The sequence below is a fragment of the Actinophytocola sp. genome (assembly GCF_035712165.1).
Taxonomy (GTDB): domain Bacteria; phylum Actinomycetota; class Actinomycetes; order Mycobacteriales; family Pseudonocardiaceae; genus DASYTH01.
Genome location: NZ_DASTBH010000406.1, coordinates 1 through 17,287, shown reverse-complemented (window position 1 = coordinate 17,287; position 17,287 = coordinate 1). Strand labels below are relative to the sequence as shown.

The window sequence follows — 17,287 nt, the reverse complement described above, 5'->3', positions numbered from 1 at the left end:
GACCACGACCACAACCACAACGACGACCACAACCACAACGACGACCACAACCACAACCGGCACTCAGCCGCCGCCACCCGGTGGCGCGCCGGTGGGCTGGGCGAGCGTCAACGCCCTCGGCCAGAACGGCACCACCGGCGGTGCCGGCGGGCCGGTGGTCACCGCCACGACGTCCGAGCAGTTCCTCGACTACGTCGACACGATCGGGCCCCTGGTGATCCGGGTGTCCGGAACGATCGACATCACCAGCAAGCAGGGGGTGCGCCCGAACAAGACCATCGTCGGGGTGGGCACCTCGGCCGTGATCAACGGCGGCGGGCTGGACTTCTACCGGTCCTTCAACGTGATCGTGCGCAACCTCCGGTTCACCAACGCCGAGGACGACGCGGTCAACGTCGGGCAGAACTCGCACCACATCTGGATCGACCACAACGAGTTCGTCGCCCCGGTCGACGGTTCGATCGACATCGTGCGCGGCGCGGAGTACGTGACCGTGTCCTGGAACTGGTTCAACCAGACCGACAAGACCATGCTGATCGGCCACTCCGACGGCAACGCCGGCGAGGACACCGGCCACCTGAAGGCCACCATCCACCACAACTACTTCGACGGCTCCCGGCAACGGCATCCGCGGGTACGGTTCGGCGAGCCGGTGCACGTGTACAACAACTACTTCCGGACCAACGAGCTCTACGGTGTCGCGTCCACAATGGACGCCGGGGTGCTGGTCGAGGGCAACTACTTCGAGAACGTGCCCTTCCCGTGCTTCTCGGCCAGCGGCTACGCCGACTCCGGTCCCGGCCGATTGGTGCAGCGCGGCAACGTGTTCACCGGCTCCGGCCCGTGCGAGGTCGCCGGCACCGTGACCGAACCCCGGACCGCCTACTCCTACACCCTCGACCCCGTCGCGGGCGTGCCGGCCCAGGTTCGGGCCGGCGCCGGAGTCGGCCGGATCGGAGCGTGACCCGGTTCAGGTGACGAAGACCGTGAAGTCGGCCCGGCGCACCTGACCGTCCACACTGAACTCGAGGAACAGCCGGTGCTCACCCCGGTGGGCGAACTGGGCGGCGAACCGCAGCTCCGGGCCGCCGCCCAAGCCGCTGTACGCCGCATCGAGCGGGTGCTGGTGCAGCAGGCCCATGCTCAGCGAGTTGAACGCGGACAGGTGCGCGTACGCCCCGAGGTAGGACTCCAGCCGGTCGACCGGAGCCCCGGCGGCGTCGGTGACCCGGAACCGCAGCTCGTTGACCTTGCCCACCGCCACGCTCGTGGCGCCCTCCGGCCGGGTCACGGTCAACCCGGCCCCCGTGCTCGCGACCGCCGGCACGCTCCCGGCCGGCGCCGGCAGCGGGACGAGCGCGGTGTCTCCCGGGATGATGAACGGCGCGCCCAGCACCACCGGGTGCGTCGGGTTGCTCCGGCCGCGCGGCAGGAACTCCGCGTAGAGCCGGTACGACCCGCCGTCGGGCACCGAGATCGTGGTGTGCCAGGTGTCCCCGCGCAGCTCCGGATGCAGATGCTGGTACTGCGTCATGTCCTCGCGCAGCACGTAGAAGTGCAGCAGCTTGGTGTGGCCGAGGTCGTAGTCGGTCTGCGGGGTGCCGCGCAGGTCGAGAATGCGGAACGCCACCGGCACCGCCGGACCGCGCTCGGCCGGCTCGGTGCGCAGCTCCAGCCGGTAGCCGTCGTGCGCCACGTTCAGGCCCTCGTCGGCGACCGTGCTGGGCGGCGCGGCCGGATGGGTCTGGTGCGCCGAAGGACCGCCGCACGAGCGGACCACGACGAACAGCATGACGGCCACCAGAACCAGGGCGGTGCCGGCCATCGAGACCGTCACCGCCCTGTTCGGCCGCTCATGACCGAGCTGAGCCCGCAGTTCCGCGCGCCGCCGGGCCCGGTCGCGGATCACCAATTGCGGTCCCGCATCGCTACTACACCGTGGCCCGGACCAGGACGAGACCCTGTTCGATCCCGCTGATCGCGATCGTTCCGCTGCGGAAGAACGGGTACACGTTCCACGCGCCGTTGAACCCGTTGTTGTTGTTGGCCGGGTAGATGTCGAAGAACCCGATCTCGGACAACCGGTTCGACGCGATCCCGCTGGCATCCAGGATGCGCAACCCGGCCCGGTAGTTGGCCTGGTAGACCCGGTTGCCCACGATGTACTGGTTGTGGTCGATCGCGGCGCCGAAGGTCGGGTTGTAGGTCCCGGTGTGCACCGGCCGGTCCAGGTCCGACACGTTCCAGATCAGCGTCCGCGGGTTGCTGTCCAACTCGTCGTCCATCACCAGCCGGGCGTGGTCGGCGGTCAGCCAGCCCTGGTGGGTGTAGCGGGCGTTGGTGTAGCTGGTGCGGGACAGCTGACGCGGTGCGGTCTTCGTGGTGACGTCGACGATGGTCAGCGTGTCCTCGTTGTAGTTGAAGCAGATCTCCCGACCCCGGTAGGTGGTGTCCGGCCCCTGGTAGACCACGCACTGGTTCTCGTGCACGTAGCCGTCGTTGCTCACGCAGCCGGCGTTGCGCGGCTGGAGCGGGTTCTGCACGTTGACCATGTGCACGCCGCCGCTGCAGGTGTTGCTGCCGACCGCGTAGATGAACCCGGTCGCCTCGTTGACCGACAGCGTGTGCGAGTTCCCGAAGCCGGTGTAGCGGGCGTTCGCGGTGAACGTCTGTGGCGTGGTGACGTTGCGCAGCCGGGTCAGGTCGAACACCTGCATGCCGTGGCTGGAGATGTTGTCCGCCCCGATGAACGCGTGGTTGCGGTAGACCTTGATGTCCCGCCAGCTACTGCTGGTGCCGTTGTGCGAGGGCAGGTTGCCCAGGTAGCGCGGGCTGGTCGGGGTGGTCACGTCGACGAACGCGGCGCCGTTGCTGCGGCCGAAGATGACGTACTCCCGGCCGGTCGTGCTGTCCGTCCAGCCCCACATGCTGTTGCCGTTGCCGCCGCCGATCGTGTTCAGCGGCAGGTGTGCGAGCAGATCGACGTTGCGGCACGGGAACTGGCCGGCCATCCCGTTGGTGCAGGGCACGAGGGCCAGGCCGGTCACCGGGTCCTGACGCCAGGCCGGCTCGAGGTCCCGCTCGAAGGCGGCGGCCTCGGCCTTGCCCTCCGGGGAGTTGGGATCGTGGGCGGATGCTGGCGCCGTCAGGATCGCCAGGGCGGTGACCGCGAGTGCGGCCACGCCGATCAACCGGTTGGGGCTGCGCATATCAAACTCCTCGCGTCGCGTCAGCAGGGAGACACGGCGAAACAGGACGAAACAGGCTGCTTGCCCACAACCACGTTAAGTGCCCAACCCGGCACGCAAACCATCCCAAGGACGTATGCCAAGAGTTGATGGGCTACCGCTTGCGGCCGACCCCCGCCCAGACCATGGAGTGGTTGGGAGTGCTGAAGCTGATCGCCTCCAGCGGACCGGCGTGGTCCTCCGGATGCCATTGCGGGACCCATACCATGCCCGGCGCCAGCAGTTCGAAGTCACCGAGCAGCGCCCGGATGGCCGCTCTGGAGCGGCAGTGGAAGGCGGTGTGGTACCAGGACTCGCAGAGCTGTTTCAGCTTCGCCAGCTTGGGCGTGACGGCGTCCGGGATGCCGTCGTCGGTCACGTGGGACACCCCGAGATAGGAACCGGTGGGGACGAGCTCGCGGTAGTGCGCCACCGCCCGGCTCGCCTCGTCGTCGAGCCCCGGCGGAAAGAACTGCAGCACGGAGAACATCAGCACCGCGACGGGTTCCTGTGGGTCGAGAACACCGGTGGCCAGGGCACCGGCCCACACCGCGGCCGGGTCGCGCAGGTCGACGTCGACGACGGCGTGCCGGCGCGGGTCCCCGTCGTCGTCGAGCGCCAACTCGGTCTGGGCGGCGGTCACCGGCTCGTTGTCCACGTAGACGACCCGGCACGGCGCGATCTCGTCAGCGATCTGGTGGGTGTTGCCGGTGCTCAGCACGCCGGAGCCGATGTCGAGGAACTGGCGGACACCGAGCCGCACCAGCTGCCGGACCACCCGATTGACGAAAACGCGATGGGCGCGCGCGATGTCCCGGAATTCTGGAAACTCGTGCAGAATGCGCAGACCGAACGACCGGTCCCTGGACCAGTACGCCGTACCGCCGAGCAGGAAATCGTAGACCCGCGCCACGTTGGGAAGGTCCAAATTCACGCCCCGTCCGGCAACCGCGGACGGTGCTGCGTTAGGCACGAGGCCGGCCCTTCTGCGAAGGGGACACGTTTGGCCAAGTTTACCGGCTGGGCCCAGGCTTGCCCATGATTATTTTGGGTAGCGTTCACGGAACGCCGGGCAGCCTGTCTCCTTTGGCCAGAGCTTCGAGGAACGCGGTGCTGTCCGCCCTGCTGAGCGCGGCTTCGTTGAGCAGATCCCAGTGTTCGCCGAACCTGAGCAGCTCCTCGTCGCGTTCCAGCAGCCGGGACCCGGCCGGATACTCGATGTAGGCGAAGTTCTGTTCCGGTTCCGCGAATCGCAGGATCTGGAAGTCGCTGTCGACGAACGAGATTTTCGCGTCAAAGGTCAGGATCTGCAGCTCGATCTGGTGGTGTTCCCGGGTCAGCTTCAGCAGGTGTTCCGCCAGGTCTACGACGAGCTCGGTGGACCGCCCGCCGGGCATGCGATGCAGCGACGATTCACTGAGAATGGCCCGGTAGCGTGGCGGATTCTCGATCGTGAAAATCTGGGCGCGCGCCTCCCGTTCCCGCAGCAGCTGGGTGACCTCCGGCCGGGACGCGGCCTGCGGTTGATGCTGGCGCAGCATGTACATCGGGGACTGCAGCGGGCCGGGGATCCGTTCGCTGTGCCAGCACAGGATCTCCGTCGCGGTCGGCTCATGGGCGATCAGGTGGGCGAAGCCGCGCCACGGCCCGGCGCCTCGGTTGCGCGGCGGTGCGTCGGTGCGGTCCAGGGCCGCCAACTCGCGCAGTTCCCCGGCCAGTTCCGCATCGATGCCGTACAACTCGATCAGCCGGTCCAGATCCTGTTTGCTGACCGCGACGTACGTCTTCTCGATCTTGTTGATCTTCCCCTGGCGGCAGTCGAGCGCGCTGGCGACCTGCTGTTGGGTGAGGCGCGCGTCCAGCCGGGCCGTGCGCAGCAGCCGACCAAGCAGGAGCCGGCGCTCGGTCGAGGCTTTACTCACCGACTTGTCACCACTCACTCGTTCAGGGACCGCTACGTGATCCCCCAAGGGTAGTGACAAGCGGTTGGATCAGCACGCAGGGTAGAGCCGATCGCGCTATCCGGTTAGTGGTCCCGCGCACCGGTGCAAGAAAAAGATCCATGATGTGTGGCCGAAGACCAATCGGGCGGCGCCCCGCTTCGAATCGCGAACGATCACTTCGGGTGGCGCGAATCCAACCTCGACACAGTTGCCCTGTATTGGTCCGCAGCGGCTCGACCGGACCCACTTAGGCGTGTTCTCAAGATCCCGGACCTCGCTCTGCATAGCGATCCCCTCGCGTTGCGATGGCAGCAGGTGAGAATAATCTTGGTCGGTGCGTAATCGGCTGGCAACCCCTCGTAAGTATTCGCCCTCGGTGCGTAGCCGGTAATGGACAAATCCGGGTCAGGCGCCGGGCGCGCTGACCGCCGTTTCCGAGTCCGATGTGGTCTGTGCCGCTGTTGGAGCGGGGCAAATTCGTTGGCGTGCCTGGAACCTGGCCGGGCATCCTGCCGGCCGTGACTACCTTCCACGCCGCCGACGGCACCAGGCTGGCCTACCGCGTCCAGGGCGCCGGCGCCCCGGTGGTGTGTCTTCCGGGCGGTCCGATGATGAGCGCTGCGTATCTCGGCGACCTCGGTGGGCTGTCCCGGCACCGGCAGTTGGTCCTGCTGGATCCGCGCGGCACCGGCGAGTCCGCGGTGCCCGCCGATCCCGGGTCCTACCGGTGCGACCGGCTGGTGGCCGACGTCGAGGCGCTGCGCGAGCGGCTCGGCCTGGACCGCCTGACCCTGCTGGCGCACTGCGCGGGTGCCAACCTCGCCGTGCTCTACGCGACCCGTCACCCGCGGCGCGTGGATCGTCTTCTGCTGATCACCCCGAGCACCGTGGCCGTCGGCATCGCCGCCTCGGTCGAGCAGCGCCGCGCCGTCGTGGCGGCCCGCGCCGCCGAGCCGTGGTTCGCCGCGGCCGCCGAGGCGTTCGAGCGCGTCGCGTCCGGCGCCCCGGCTGCCGGCGACCGGTCCGCGCTCGCCCCGTTCTTCTACGGAGCCTGGACCGCGGCGAGCAAGGCCCACGCCGCGGCCGCGGACCGGCAGCGCAACGACGAGGCCGCGGCCGGCTTCGGCTCGGACGGCGCGTTCACCCCGGCCGCCACCCGCGCGGCGCTGGCCGCCCTCGCCGCTCCGGTGCTCCTGCTTGCCGGCGAGGTCGACCTGAACACCCCGCCCGGGGTGGTCGCCGAGTTCGCCGGACTCGTCCCCAACGCCACCCTCGTCATCCAGCCCGCCGCCAGCCACCACCCCTGGCTCGACGACCCCGGCGCCTTCGTCGCGACCGCCCGGGAGTTCCTCGACTCGACCTAGCCGGTTGCTTGCCACGCAAGGTAGTATGTGCGGCATGGAAGCCTGGGCCGGCCTGGCTACGGCGCTGCGGCGGGGAACTCTCGAGTTCTGCGTCCTGGCGCTGCTGGAGTCCGAGCCGCGCTACGGCGTGGAGCTGGTCAACCAACTCGCCGCGCAGACCGCGCTGACCACCAGCGAAGGCACGATCTACCCGCTGCTGTCCCGGCTGCGCCGGGTCGGCTGGGTCGCCACCACCTGGCAGGAGTCGCCGGCCGGTCCGCCACGCCGCTACTACGAGCTGACCGGCCGGGGCAAGGAGGCGCTGGCCCATTTCCGGGCGGAGTGGGTCGCCTTCCGCGCCGCCGTGGACCACATCGTCGGGACGGAGCACACATGACCCAGTCAATGGACCGGCTGGACCACATCGTCGAGGATTACCTCGGCGCGGTGTCCTACGCCTGCCGCGACCTACCCCCGGACCAGCGCGCCGACCTGGTGGGCGATCTTCGCGAGCACATCGCCGCCGCGCGCACCGTTCTCTACCAGCCGACCGAAGCCGCGATCCGCACGATTCTCGACCGCCTCGGCGAGCCCGCCGCCATCGCCGCCGAAGCCCGCCTGGCCGAAGGTCTCCCCGCCGCCGCGCCGCCGCAGCCGCGCCCTCAGCCGCCGGCCCAACCCAACCGCTGGCTGTCCCGCCCCCTGTCGCCCGGCGCCGCCACCATTCTGGTGGCGCTCACCCTCATCGCGGTCACCATCATGGTCATCGCCTACACCATGGCGATGCGCGACCCGGGCCTACCGCCTCGACCCTGAGGACCCGCGCATTTCCTTGGAACCGCGTGCTCTGTGGGTAAAACTGTCAGGGAGCCCATTTTCGGTCCGCACGGCTCGACCGCCGACGGAGGGCGACGCTGGCACACAGGGCACGAGGTAGGCGCAATGTCGATCCTTGATCGCGACCAGCATCCGGCCCGGTTCGCCGTTGCCACATCGGTTTTCAGTGGCCTGTGCGTGGCGCTGGTTGTTGCCAGTTTCAAGACAGATCTGCTGAACGGCACGGTGCCGTCCTGGACGGTGGTCGTGCTGGCCGCGACCGCGCTCGTTTCGGTGGGCCTGGCGTGGGTTCAGCCATGGCGGCGCGGGATCCGCAGATCATTTCTCCTGGTGTCGGCCTTCAGCCAGCACCACTGGATCGGGGAAGTGGTCCACAACATCCATCGGGCCCTCTATCGGCGCGGGCGCGACGTGGTCCTGAAGATTCCGGACCGGGACTATGTCGGAGCGTGCGTCGTGCACCACCTCCGGCACATTCAGGCGCGGCCGTCCGAATACGCGGGCGGGTTCGTGATACCGGCCGAGGTGAACCTCATCCGGTCCGACCTCGTCGACTTCTGCCGAGAGGTGCGACAACCCGTCGTCTTCATGGATGTGGAGCCGTTCGACGACGAACGGGACTATCCGGAGAATGCCGCGTTCGTGGGTTATGACCCCAGGGGAATCGGCGAGGTGGCGGCGAACTGGGTGGTCGACCACCTGACGATCGCCGACCGTCCCGATCCGGTCGTGCTGGTCATCGGGGATCGGGAGCAGTGTCGGCGCCAGCAACGTTTCGTGGAGGTGCTCAAGGCCCGGATACCCAGGGCCCGGGTCGTGGTCGACGAGGACGGGCAGGCCGCCCGGCTCCGCGCCGGGGCGATCGCCCGCCGGCACCTCGACCAGCTGCGGATCGCCGGCCAGCAGGCCAGCGTGATCTTCTGCACGAACGACGAGATGGCGCTCGGAGTCGTCGACGCCCTGCTGACGACCGGTTCCGCCGACGCCGCCAAGATCCCCGTGGTCGGCGTCAACGGTTCACCGGAGGCGCGGGCCCTCATCGACACGGGCAACAGTCCATTCCGGGCAACGGTCGTGCAGGATCCCTATCGGGCGGCCGAAATCGCGGTCGATCTCCTGGAGAAGATGCTGGGCGGCGACAAGGTGACCAAACGCCACAGCCTGCGGCCGGAGATCTACACCGGCGACTAGGTGTCTCTCATACTCGGGCCCGGGTTGGCTTGACCGGTGCAGACCACCCGTCCCGCGCCGAGCTGTCGATTGGCCGGCTTCCGCTTCGTCGTCCAGGTAGAGAGCGACGACAAGGAGGACGTCATGTCGGCCACCATCACCCAGCTCAGTCACCGCGACCGCGCCATCCTGCGGGCCGTCGCCGCCGGGCGCTGCCAGATCTCCGGCGGGGCCTGCACCGCACTGCTCATCGACGGCGTCGGCTGCTGCGACCAGTTCGCCGGCGCCCGGCTGACCCGCGAGGGCCTGATCGCCCCACCCGGACCCGGCCCACAACCGGCCCGTCTGACCGCCCACGGCCGCGCCCTCGCGGCCGCCGCGTGATCCCGCACGGTCGAGGACCGCCCTCAGCCAGCGTTGCGCCCGACCAACGCCATCGATCGACCTGGTGGCGCCCCCGGGAGGACTCGAACCTCCGACCCAAGGATTAGAAGTCCTTTGCTCTATCCGCTGAGCTACGAGGGCATGCTGGAGCGGGAGGTTAGCCGCTCCGATGGGACTGATCGCTCTGGACCTGCCGGTCGTTATCGCCTCGGGAGAGTGAAAAGTCCAGGTGGTCAGCTCGGGGGTGCGGTGGACCCTCGGACGACGAGTTCGACGGGGATGGTCGAGGGCGGCCCCGGTCTGGCGCCGTCGAGCAGGCGCAGGGCCAGTTCGCCGGTCCGGCGGCCCTTCTCGACGAGATCCTGCCGGATCGTGGTGAGCGGCGGATCCGCCCAGGCCGCGCCCGGAGTGTCGTCGAAGCCGATCACCGAGAGGTCGCCGGGAACGGACAGGCCCAGCTCCCCGGCCGCCCGGATCGCGCCGAGCGCCAGCTCGTCGGACATGCACAGCAGCGCGGTGGGGCGGGGCTCGCGGCTCATCAGCCACCGGGCGCCCTCCCGGCCCAGCTGCTGGTCGCCGCAGCGGGCCTCCCAGACCGGCACCTCCTGCGGCCCGATCCCGAACCCGGCCAGCTCGCTGAGGTAGCCGGCCACCCGGTCGCGGGTCACCCGGAACCGGGCGGTCCGGACCCGGTCCCGGTCCACCGGGCCGTACCGGGTGTCCGGGCTGAGCGAGAAACCGAGGATGCCGATGTGCCGGTGGCCGAGCGCACCGATGTGCCGGGCGGCCAGCTCCGCGCCGGCCACGTCGTCGACCTCCACCCGGGCGATGTCGGGCAGCGCCGGCTGGTCGACCACCACCAGCGGCAGCTTGCGTTCCCGCACGGCGTCCAGCGCGGGCGCGCCGTCCGGCAGCGAGTAGGCGACCACGACATCGCTCTGCGCCCGGGCCACGCTCGCCGGGCGTGGGCCGAGGTCGGCGACGCCGGGCAGCAGCAGCAGCGCCCGGTCCCCGGAGTCCACGGTGGCGGCCAGCGAGTCGAGCATGATCGACAGGGCCGGGTCGGAGAAGGCCGAGGACAGGCCCTGGCCGAGCAGGAATGCGACGGCGCCGGTCCGCTGGGTGGCGAGGCTGCGCGCGGTCGGGTCCGGTCCGGCGTAGCCGAGCCGCTTGGCCGTGGCGATGATCCGCTCGCGGAGCTGGGCGGAGAGCTGGTCCGGCCGGTTGTAGGCGTTGGACACCGTCGCCCTGGACACGCCGACCTCGAGGGCGATGGTGTCCAGGGTCGGTCGACGACCCTTGTCCGGGCGCACCTCACAAGCGTAGGACGCCGGCCCAGGTTAATATCGGTGGCGGCTCCTGAAGCGCTTCAGATATCCTGGGAGCCGAAAGGGGGGAGACACATGCGTTCCGGTAAGACCGCGGTCCTGGTCGTGTTCGTCCTGCAGGGTTTCATCTTCGGCTCCTGGGTGCCTCGGGTCCCGGCCCTCGCCGGGCAGGTGCGGGCGGAGGTCGGCACGCTCGGGCTCGCGCTGCTCGGCGGCAGCGTCGGGTTGATCCTGGCGGCGCCCCTGGCCGGCCGGCTGTGCGCCCGCTACGGCGCCCGCCTGGTGGTGCTGGGCTCGGCCCTGTTCTCCATCGCGGTGCTGCCGGTGCTCGCGCTCACCGCCAACCCCGTCCAACTCGGTCTGGTGCTGCTCTGGCTCGGGGCGTCGGTCGGCACGATGGACGTGTCGATGAACATCGCCGGGGTGACGGTGGTCCGGCAGACCGGCCGGCCGCTGATGCCGGTGTTCCACTCCGGGTTCAGCTTCGGCGGGATGTTCGGCGCCGCCGGCGCCGCGCTGGCCGCGGCCCACGGCTGGGCGCCGCTGGAACACTTCAGCCTGGTCGCCGCGCTGACCATGCTGGTCACGCTCGCCGTCGTCCGGCGCGTCCCGAACGAGCCGGTGCTGGCCAAGCGGGGCTCGCAGCGCCGGACCCGGCGCCGGGGCAGCCTCGCCGGCCGTCCGGTGCTCTGGCTGTTGGGCGCGGTCGTGCTGTGCTCGGCCGTCGCCGAGGGGGCCAGCGCGGACTGGTCGGCCCTGTTCGCCGTCGACGAGCGGGGGATCAGCGAAGGGGCGGCCGCGATCGTCTACGCCACGTTCTCCGTGGCGATGGCCGTGACCCGGCTGCTCGGCGAGCGGGCCGAACGCCGCTTCGGGCCGGACCGGCTGCTGGTCGCCGGCGCTCTCACCGCGGGCGGCGGCCTGCTGATCGCGGTGAGTGTGCCCGCGGCCTGGGCCAGCTACCTGGGCTTCGGCCTGGCCGGCGCCGGCCTGGCCTACGCCTTCCCGGTCGCCCTCGGCCTGGCCGGCTCGGTCGGCCGGCGTGCGGACGGCTCCGGCGGCGAGCGGGAACTGGCGTTCGTGACCGCCATCGCCTACAGCGGCTTCATGCTCGGACCGCCGCTGATCGGCGCCATCGCGCAGGTCAGCAACCTGGCCGTGGCCCTCGGGGTGGCCGGCGTGATCGCCGCGCTGATGGCTCCGGCCGCGCTGGCCGCCGCCTGGGCGCGCCGCCGCGAATCGGACCCTGATCGAGCCTCCGCCGGGACCGTACCTAGTAGCCGGTCCACGGTGCCGGCCCGGCATTAGGCTCGGGATGTGCCTCTCGACAGTTCGCTGGACACGGCGACTGAGCCCACCCGTCCGCCCCGGGAGTCGACCAGCAGCGGAGTGATCCCCCTGCTGGTGGTCGGCGGTCTGTTCGCCGCGCTGTTCGCCGCGGCGCTGCTCACGCTGACCGCCGGTCCGCTCGACCCGAACCTGGTCAACGCCTACGGACCGATCGTGGTCCGGGTGGCCGGCGAGATCGGGTGCGTGCTCACGGTGGGCTCGCTGCTGTTCGCCGGCTTCCTGGTTCCGCCACAGCGTTCCGGGGTGCTCTCGGCCGCCGGCTACGCGGCCCTGCGCATGGCCAGTTGGTCGGCGGCGCTGTGGTTCGGCGCGGCACTGCTGTCCGTGCCGTTCGCGGTGGCGACCGCGGTGGGCAAGCCGGTCTCGGTGGTGCTCGACGGCCGGACCCTGATCGACCTGGTCAGCGTGCTGCCCGAGGCGAAGGCCTGGCTGGTCACCGCCGCGGTCGCGGCGCTGATCGCGGTCGCCGCCCGGCTGGTGCTGTCCTGGGGCTGGACCGCCGCGCTGTTCCCGCTGGCCATCCTGGGCATCGTGCCGGTCGCGGTGACCGGGCACTCGTCCAGCCGCCAGCACGACTTAGCCAGCAACAGCCTGCTGCTGCACCTGGTGGCGGTCTCGCTCTGGGTGGGCGGCCTGGTGGCGCTGCTGGTGCACGCCCGCAGGGACCGCGAGCACCTCGGGCTGGCCGCGTCCCGGTTCTCCAAGGTCGCGCTGGTCTGTTGGGTCGTCATGGCGTTCTCGGGCACCATCAACGCGCTGATCCGGGTGCCGCTGCCGGATCTGTTCACCACGAACTACGGGGTGCTGGTGCTGGCCAAGACCGGTGCGCTGATCCTGCTCGGCTGCATCGGCTACGTGCAGCGGGAACGCGGGGTGCGCGAGGCGATGACCGGCGGGACGGGTGCGCCGCTGTTCCGGCTGGCCGGCATGGAAGTGCTGATCATGTTCGCCACCCTGGGCCTGGCCTCCGCACTGGCCAGAACCCCGCCGCCGCCGGTGCTCGCCGAACCGGACCCGGTGGCGCTGCGGATCGGCTACGCGCTCGACGGGCCGCCGACCCTGGCCCGGCTGTTGTTGGACTGGCGCCCCGACCTGATCTTCGGGCTGGGCGCGGGCGTGCTGCTGGCCCTGTACCTGGCCGGGGTGCGCCGGCTGCGGGCCCGGGGCGACGCCTGGCCGGTGGGCCGGACGCTGGCCTGGCTGGGCGGCTGCGCGGTCGTGGTGATCGCGACCAGTTCCGGGTTCGGTCGCTACGCGCCGGCCATGTTCAGCGTGCACATGCAGACCCACATGATGCTGTCCATGCTGGCCCCGGTGCTGCTGGTGCTCGGCGGGCCGGTGACGCTGGCCCTGCGCGCGCTGCCCGCGGCCGGCAAGGACGCGCCGCCGGGGCCGCGGGAGTGGCTGCTGGCCGCGGTGCACTCGCCGGTGGCCCGGGTGCTCACCCACCCCGTGGTGGCGCTGGTGCTGTTCGTCGGGTCGTTCTACGTGCTGTACCTGTCCGGGCTGTTCGACGCCGCGTTGGAACTGCACTGGGCGCACCTGGCGATGAGCCTGCACTTCCTGGTGGTCGGCTACCTCTTCTACTGGCCGGTGATCGGGATCGACCCGGCGCCCCGGCGGCTGCCGTACCTGGCCCGGCTGGGCATGGTGTTCGCCTCGCTGCCGTTCCACGCGTTCTTCGGCGTGATCCTGATGAGTACCCAGACCGTCATCGGGGAGCGGTTCTACCAGGGCCTCGCGCTGCCCTGGGCCGCCGATCTGCTGGCCGACCAGCGGCTGGGCGGCGGCATCGCCTGGGCGATGGGGGAACTACCGCTGCTGATCGTGCTGATCGCCCTGCTGGTGCAGTGGGCCCGGGCGGACGACCGGGAGGCCAAACGGTCCGACCGGCGGGCCGACGCCGACGGCGACGCCGACCGCGCGGCCTACAACGCGATGTTGCGCAAGCTCGCCGAGGGCGAGGGACGCTAGCACGCACCACCGACGGTTCTCCTATTTCACGATCGTTCCCAGCCGGTTTGTCCACAGGTGCGCCGGTTTGCCCACAGCGGCTCCCGTGCGGCTGCCCGGGTCCGCCCCGTCCCGGCAGTGTTGTTCCCGCAGGCGGCGCACCCCGCGCCGGCCCGAACCGAAGGGAACGACGATGTTCGAGACCTACCTGACCGTGGTCGGCCGGGTGATCACCGATGTGACCCAGCGCACCACCTCGACAGGTGACAAGGTGTGCGGCTTTCGCATGGTGTCGACCGAACGCCGCTACGACCGGGACGAGCAGCAGTGGCGCGACGGCGACAAGCTGTTCGTCAACGTCACCTGCTGGCGCCGGCTCGGTGAGAACGTGGCGGTCTCGGTGTTCAAGGGCGATCCGGTGGTCGTCACCGGGCGCCTGCACCTCAACGAGTACCAGGTCAACGGCGAGTCCAGGACGACGCTGGAACTGGAGGCCAAGGCGATCGGGCCGAACCTGTCGGCGTGCACGGCGATGCTGCAACGGCCGGCGCGGGACGGTACGGACGGTGAGCGACTGGCCCCCAGCGGTGTCGCGGCGGCCTGACGTGCGCTGAACGGGGGCACGTTCTGCCCTGACGGCACCAGCCGGCGGTTCGGCCCGGCCCATGTTGCGGTCCGCGCTCAGCTCTCCACCGGCAGCGCTCTACGATCGCGGCCATGGCGGAGTTCATCTACACCATGAGGAAAGTGCGCAAGGCGCATGGGGACAAGGTCATCCTGGATGACGTCAGCATCTCCTTCTACCCGGGGGCCAAGATCGGGGTAGTGGGTCCCAACGGCGCCGGAAAGTCGAGCGTGCTGCGGATCATGGCGGGGCTGGACCAGCCGAACAACGGCGACGCGATGCTCTCCCCGGGATACAGCGTCGGGATCCTCGACCAGGAGCCGAAGCTCAACGAGGACAAGACCGTTCTCGGCAACGTGGAGGAGGGCGTCGGCGAGATCAAGGGAAAGCTCGACCGGTTCAACGAGATCGCCGAGCAGATGGCCACGGACTACTCCGACGAGCTGATGGAGGAGATGGGCAAGCTTCAGGAGGCGTTGGACCACGCCGACGCCTGGGACCTGGACTCGCAGCTCGAGCAGGCGATGGACGCGCTGCGCTGCCCGCCGCCGGACGCCGACGTCAACGTGCTCTCCGGTGGCGAGCGCCGCCGGGTCGCGCTGTGCAAGCTGTTGCTGGCCAAGCCGGACCTGTTGCTGCTGGACGAGCCCACCAACCACCTGGACGCGGAGAGCGTGCTGTGGCTGGAACAGCATCTGGCCCAGTACCAGGGCGCCGTGCTGGCCGTGACCCACGACCGGTACTTCCTGGACAACCTGGCGGAGTGGATCCTCGAGCTGGACCGTGGCCGGGCCTATCCCTACGAGGGCAACTACTCCACCTACCTGGAGAAGAAGGCCGAGCGGCTGGAGGTGCAGGGCAAGAAGGACCAGAAGCTGCAGCGACGGCTCAAGGACGAGCTGGCCTGGGTGCGCTCCAACGCCAAGGCCCGGCAGACCAAGTCCCGGGCCCGGCTGGAGCGCTACGAGGAGATGGCGGCCGAGGCCGAGCGGACCAGGAAGCTCGACTTCGAGGAGATCCAGATTCCGCCGGGCCCGCGGCTGGGCAACGTCGTGGTCGAGGTGGACAAGCTGCGCAAGGGGTTCGGCGACCGGGTGCTGATCGACGGGCTGTCCTTCGACCTGCCGCGCAACGGCATCATCGGCGTGATCGGTCCGAACGGGGTGGGCAAGACGACCCTGTTCAAGACGATCGTCGGGCTCGAGGCGCCGGACGCCGGCGAGGTGAAGGTCGGCGAGACGGTCAAGCTCTCCTACGTCGACCAGGAACGCGCCGGCATCGACCCGAAGAAGAACGTCTGGGAGGTGGTGTCCGGCGGGTTGGACTACATCCACGTCGGCCAGGTCGAGATGCCGTCCCGGGCGTACGTGAGCGCGTTCGGGTTCAAGGGACCCGACCAGCAGAAGCCGGCCGGCGTGCTGTCCGGCGGCGAGCGCAACCGGCTCAACCTGGCGCTGACCCTCAAGCTCGGCGGCAACCTGATCCTGCTGGACGAGCCGACCAACGACCTCGACGTGGAAACCCTTGGCTCACTGGAGAACGCGCTGGAACAGTTCCCCGGCTGCGCGGTGGTGATCTCCCACGACCGGTGGTTCCTGGACCGGGTGGCGACGCACATCCTGGCCTGGGAGGGCGATGGCGAGAATCCCGCGAAGTGGTTCTGGTTCGAGGGCAACTTCGAGGGCTACGAGCGGAACAAGGTCGAACGGCTGGGTGAGGAGGCAGCCCGTCCGCACCGGGTCACCTACCGCAAGCTGACCAGGGACTAGGCGGCAACGGTGGTCGCCGCCAACGACCTGCCCCCGATCGAGGAGCCCGCCGGGTACGACGCACTCGTCGAGCTGTCCGACCGGTTGCAGTGGAGCGCGCCCGAACTGGCGGTGCAGTTCGCCCGCCGGGCCATCGCCCGCGGACCAGCGGCCGGTGCGCCGGAGCTGGTTCGCGCCCACGGGTTGGCCGCCACCACGCTCGTCCGGCTGGGCCGCTGTGCCGACGCGGTCGAGCCGGCGCTGGCCGCCCTGCACGGCGCCGAGCCGGCCGGGCTGACCGAGGTCGCCGCGCTGGCCCGGCTGGATCTCGCCGAGTGCGCGCGGGAGCTGGGGGAGCCGCTGCTGGGCTGCACGATTCTGGGCCCGGTGCTGGACACCCCGGGTGCCCGCCCGGCGACCCGGGCGGGCGCGATCTGGCAGCTGGCGGGCTGCACCGTGCATGTCGGCCGCCGGGACGACCTGGAGGACCTGCTGGCCGAGGCCGACCGGTTGCTGGCCGCCGACGACCGGTTGAGCCCGGATGCCCGGCTGCTGGAGCGTGGGCTGCTGGCCGCCCGGACCGCGGCCTACCACCGGCGGCACGGCGAGACCGAGGACGCCATCGAGTCGGCCCGGGAAGGCCTGGGGTTGCTGGTCCGGCTCCGGGACGGGCAGATCGAGGGCGGCCGGGTCTGGGCCCGGCTCATCCTGGAGCTCGTGCTCGCCCTGCTGGACGACGACCAGCCGGGCGAGGCCGAGCACCAGGCCGGTCCGCTGTTCGCCCGGCCGGTCCGGGCGGCAGGCGCACCGGCGGTCGGCCGGACCCTGCTCGCGGTCGCGACCCGGGTGATGGTGCCGGCGGGCCGGGTCGACGCCGCCCGCGGGCTGCTGGACTACGTGCTGTCGCTGGCCGAGCGGCACACGCTGGACTGGCTGCTGGCGGATGCCCTGAGCCTGCGCGCCGACCTCGATGAGCGGGCCGCGCGACCGGCCGAGGCACTGCACGGGCTGCGCGGCGCGCACGCGGCCGAGCAGCGGCACCGCCGGTCGGTCGAGGTGGCCAGGCGGCGGCTGGTGCTCGAGTTCGGGCTGACCGAGCCGGGCCCGGACGCGGTGACCCTGTTACTGCGCGGCGTGGTCCGGCGTGCGGTCGCCGCACCGGTGACCCAGCCGGTCGCGCCGCCGCCCGCGCAGGCACTGCTCGCGGGTCCGGAGCCGTTTCCGGCGCCCGCGGCGCCGGTCCGTGAGCACGTCCCAGCGCCGCCCGAGCCGGTGGTGGACGAGGCCGACCTGCCGGTCGCGCTGACCGTGGTCCGGCTCGATCTGGCCGGCGGGTCGAAGCCCGCCGGCAACGGCGCCGTGCCCGCGGCGGACGTCCC

16 protein-coding genes, 1 tRNA gene and 1 pseudogene are annotated in these 17,287 nt (G+C 70.6%); 11 read left to right on the top strand and 7 right to left on the bottom strand.

The window, feature by feature from the left end; genetic code table 11:
- The coding region (locus VFO68_RS22690; protein ID WP_325160376.1) for a hypothetical protein at positions 1 to 964 on the top strand (964 nt) is incomplete at its 5' end.
- A gap of 6 nt (positions 965 to 970) precedes the next feature.
- Here VFO68_RS22690 and VFO68_RS22685 read toward each other — a convergent pair.
- The 5 genes from VFO68_RS22685 to VFO68_RS22665 form a co-directional block, all read right to left on the bottom strand.
- Positions 971 to 1,909 carry a hypothetical protein gene (locus VFO68_RS22685; RefSeq protein ID WP_325160375.1) on the bottom strand — a complete coding sequence of 313 codons (939 nt, stop codon included), beginning with the start codon at positions 1,907 to 1,909 and terminating at the stop codon, positions 971 to 973.
- 22 nt (positions 1,910 to 1,931) lie between these two features.
- Complete coding sequence (locus tag VFO68_RS22680; RefSeq protein ID WP_325160374.1) at positions 1,932 to 3,209, bottom strand: choice-of-anchor B family protein; 1,278 nt, start codon at positions 3,207 to 3,209, stop codon at positions 1,932 to 1,934.
- A 133-nt stretch (positions 3,210 to 3,342) separates the two neighbouring features.
- Complete coding sequence (locus VFO68_RS22675) at positions 3,343 to 4,161, bottom strand: SAM-dependent methyltransferase (protein WP_325160373.1); 819 nt, start codon at positions 4,159 to 4,161, stop codon at positions 3,343 to 3,345.
- A 124-nt stretch (positions 4,162 to 4,285) separates the two neighbouring features.
- The gene (locus VFO68_RS22670; RefSeq protein WP_325160372.1) at positions 4,286 to 5,209 is read right to left on the bottom strand and encodes a helix-turn-helix transcriptional regulator; all 924 of its coding nucleotides are present in this window, start codon (positions 5,207 to 5,209) and stop codon (positions 4,286 to 4,288) included.
- A 36-nt stretch (positions 5,210 to 5,245) separates the two neighbouring features.
- The gene (locus VFO68_RS22665; protein WP_325160371.1) at positions 5,246 to 5,455 is read right to left on the bottom strand and encodes a DUF397 domain-containing protein; all 210 of its coding nucleotides are present in this window, start codon (positions 5,453 to 5,455) and stop codon (positions 5,246 to 5,248) included.
- 233 nt (positions 5,456 to 5,688) lie between these two features.
- Here VFO68_RS22665 and VFO68_RS22660 point away from each other — a divergent pair, with 233 nt between their 5' ends.
- The 5 genes from VFO68_RS22660 (at position 5,689) to VFO68_RS22640 (ending at position 8,904) form a co-directional block, all read left to right on the top strand.
- The gene (locus VFO68_RS22660) at positions 5,689 to 6,534 is read left to right on the top strand and encodes an alpha/beta hydrolase (protein ID WP_325160370.1); all 846 of its coding nucleotides are present in this window, start codon (positions 5,689 to 5,691) and stop codon (positions 6,532 to 6,534) included.
- A 34-nt stretch (positions 6,535 to 6,568) separates the two neighbouring features.
- The gene (locus VFO68_RS22655; protein ID WP_325160369.1) at positions 6,569 to 6,910 is read left to right on the top strand and encodes a PadR family transcriptional regulator; all 342 of its coding nucleotides are present in this window, start codon (positions 6,569 to 6,571) and stop codon (positions 6,908 to 6,910) included.
- Positions 6,907 to 7,329, top strand: a complete 423-nt coding sequence (locus VFO68_RS22650; protein WP_325160368.1) for an HAAS signaling domain-containing protein — start codon at positions 6,907 to 6,909, stop codon at positions 7,327 to 7,329. Before VFO68_RS22655 ends, VFO68_RS22650 begins: the two co-directional genes overlap by 4 nt.
- Positions 7,330 to 7,362: 33 nt before the next feature.
- On the top strand, positions 7,363 to 8,541 hold the full coding sequence (locus VFO68_RS22645; protein WP_325160367.1) for a sugar ABC transporter substrate-binding protein: 1,179 nt from the start codon (positions 7,363 to 7,365) through the stop codon (positions 8,539 to 8,541).
- Positions 8,542 to 8,664: 123 nt separating this feature from the next.
- Positions 8,665 to 8,904, top strand: a complete 240-nt coding sequence (locus VFO68_RS22640; protein WP_325160366.1) for a hypothetical protein — start codon at positions 8,665 to 8,667, stop codon at positions 8,902 to 8,904.
- A gap of 65 nt (positions 8,905 to 8,969) precedes the next feature.
- Here the strand turns inward: VFO68_RS22640 and VFO68_RS22635 are convergent.
- Both VFO68_RS22635 and VFO68_RS22630 read right to left on the bottom strand, forming a co-directional pair.
- Positions 8,970 to 9,045 (bottom strand) — tRNA-Arg (locus VFO68_RS22635).
- A 92-nt stretch (positions 9,046 to 9,137) separates the two neighbouring features.
- Positions 9,138 to 10,217, bottom strand: coding sequence for a LacI family DNA-binding transcriptional regulator (locus VFO68_RS22630; protein WP_325160365.1), 1,080 nt, complete (start codon positions 10,215 to 10,217; stop codon positions 9,138 to 9,140).
- Between the two features lie 90 nt (positions 10,218 to 10,307).
- On the opposite strand from VFO68_RS22630, the gene VFO68_RS22625 reads away from it, so the two are divergent.
- From VFO68_RS22625 to VFO68_RS22605, 5 genes and pseudogenes are all read left to right on the top strand, one after another.
- Entirely contained in the window at positions 10,308 to 11,540 is a 1,233-nt protein-coding gene (locus VFO68_RS22625) for an MFS transporter (RefSeq protein ID WP_325160364.1), read from the top strand.
- Between the two features lie 9 nt (positions 11,541 to 11,549).
- On the top strand, positions 11,550 to 13,556 hold the full coding sequence (locus tag VFO68_RS22620) for a cytochrome c oxidase assembly protein (RefSeq protein WP_414635552.1): 2,007 nt from the start codon (positions 11,550 to 11,552) through the stop codon (positions 13,554 to 13,556).
- A 172-nt stretch (positions 13,557 to 13,728) separates the two neighbouring features.
- Positions 13,729 to 14,139, top strand: a complete 411-nt coding sequence (gene ssb, locus VFO68_RS22615) for a single-stranded DNA-binding protein (protein WP_325160363.1) — start codon at positions 13,729 to 13,731, stop codon at positions 14,137 to 14,139.
- A 113-nt stretch (positions 14,140 to 14,252) separates the two neighbouring features.
- Positions 14,253 to 15,929: an energy-dependent translational throttle protein EttA gene (ettA, locus tag VFO68_RS22610; protein ID WP_325160362.1), complete on the top strand. Its 1,677-nt coding sequence runs from the start codon at positions 14,253 to 14,255 to the stop codon at positions 15,927 to 15,929.
- A gap of 9 nt (positions 15,930 to 15,938) precedes the next feature.
- A pseudogene (locus VFO68_RS22605) lies at positions 15,939 to 17,287 on the top strand (hypothetical protein); the annotation flags it as partial.

What these genes read in the sequence shown, in the direction of transcription:
- VFO68_RS22680 (WP_325160374.1), bottom strand. Translation starts at nt 3,209, where the DNA reads ATGCGCAGCCCCAACCGGTTGATCGGCGTGGCCGCACTCGCGGTCACC.
- ettA (WP_325160362.1), top strand. Translation starts at nt 14,253, where the DNA reads ATGGCGGAGTTCATCTACACCATGAGGAAAGTGCGCAAGGCGCATGGG.
- VFO68_RS22655 (WP_325160369.1), top strand. Translation starts at nt 6,569, where the DNA reads ATGGAAGCCTGGGCCGGCCTGGCTACGGCGCTGCGGCGGGGAACTCTC.
- VFO68_RS22665 (WP_325160371.1), bottom strand. Translation starts at nt 5,455, where the DNA reads ATGCAGAGCGAGGTCCGGGATCTTGAGAACACGCCTAAGTGGGTCCGG.
- VFO68_RS22650 (WP_325160368.1), top strand. Translation starts at nt 6,907, where the DNA reads ATGACCCAGTCAATGGACCGGCTGGACCACATCGTCGAGGATTACCTC.
- VFO68_RS22625 (WP_325160364.1), top strand. Translation starts at nt 10,308, where the DNA reads ATGCGTTCCGGTAAGACCGCGGTCCTGGTCGTGTTCGTCCTGCAGGGT.
- ssb (WP_325160363.1), top strand. Translation starts at nt 13,729, where the DNA reads ATGTTCGAGACCTACCTGACCGTGGTCGGCCGGGTGATCACCGATGTG.
- VFO68_RS22640 (WP_325160366.1), top strand. Translation starts at nt 8,665, where the DNA reads ATGTCGGCCACCATCACCCAGCTCAGTCACCGCGACCGCGCCATCCTG.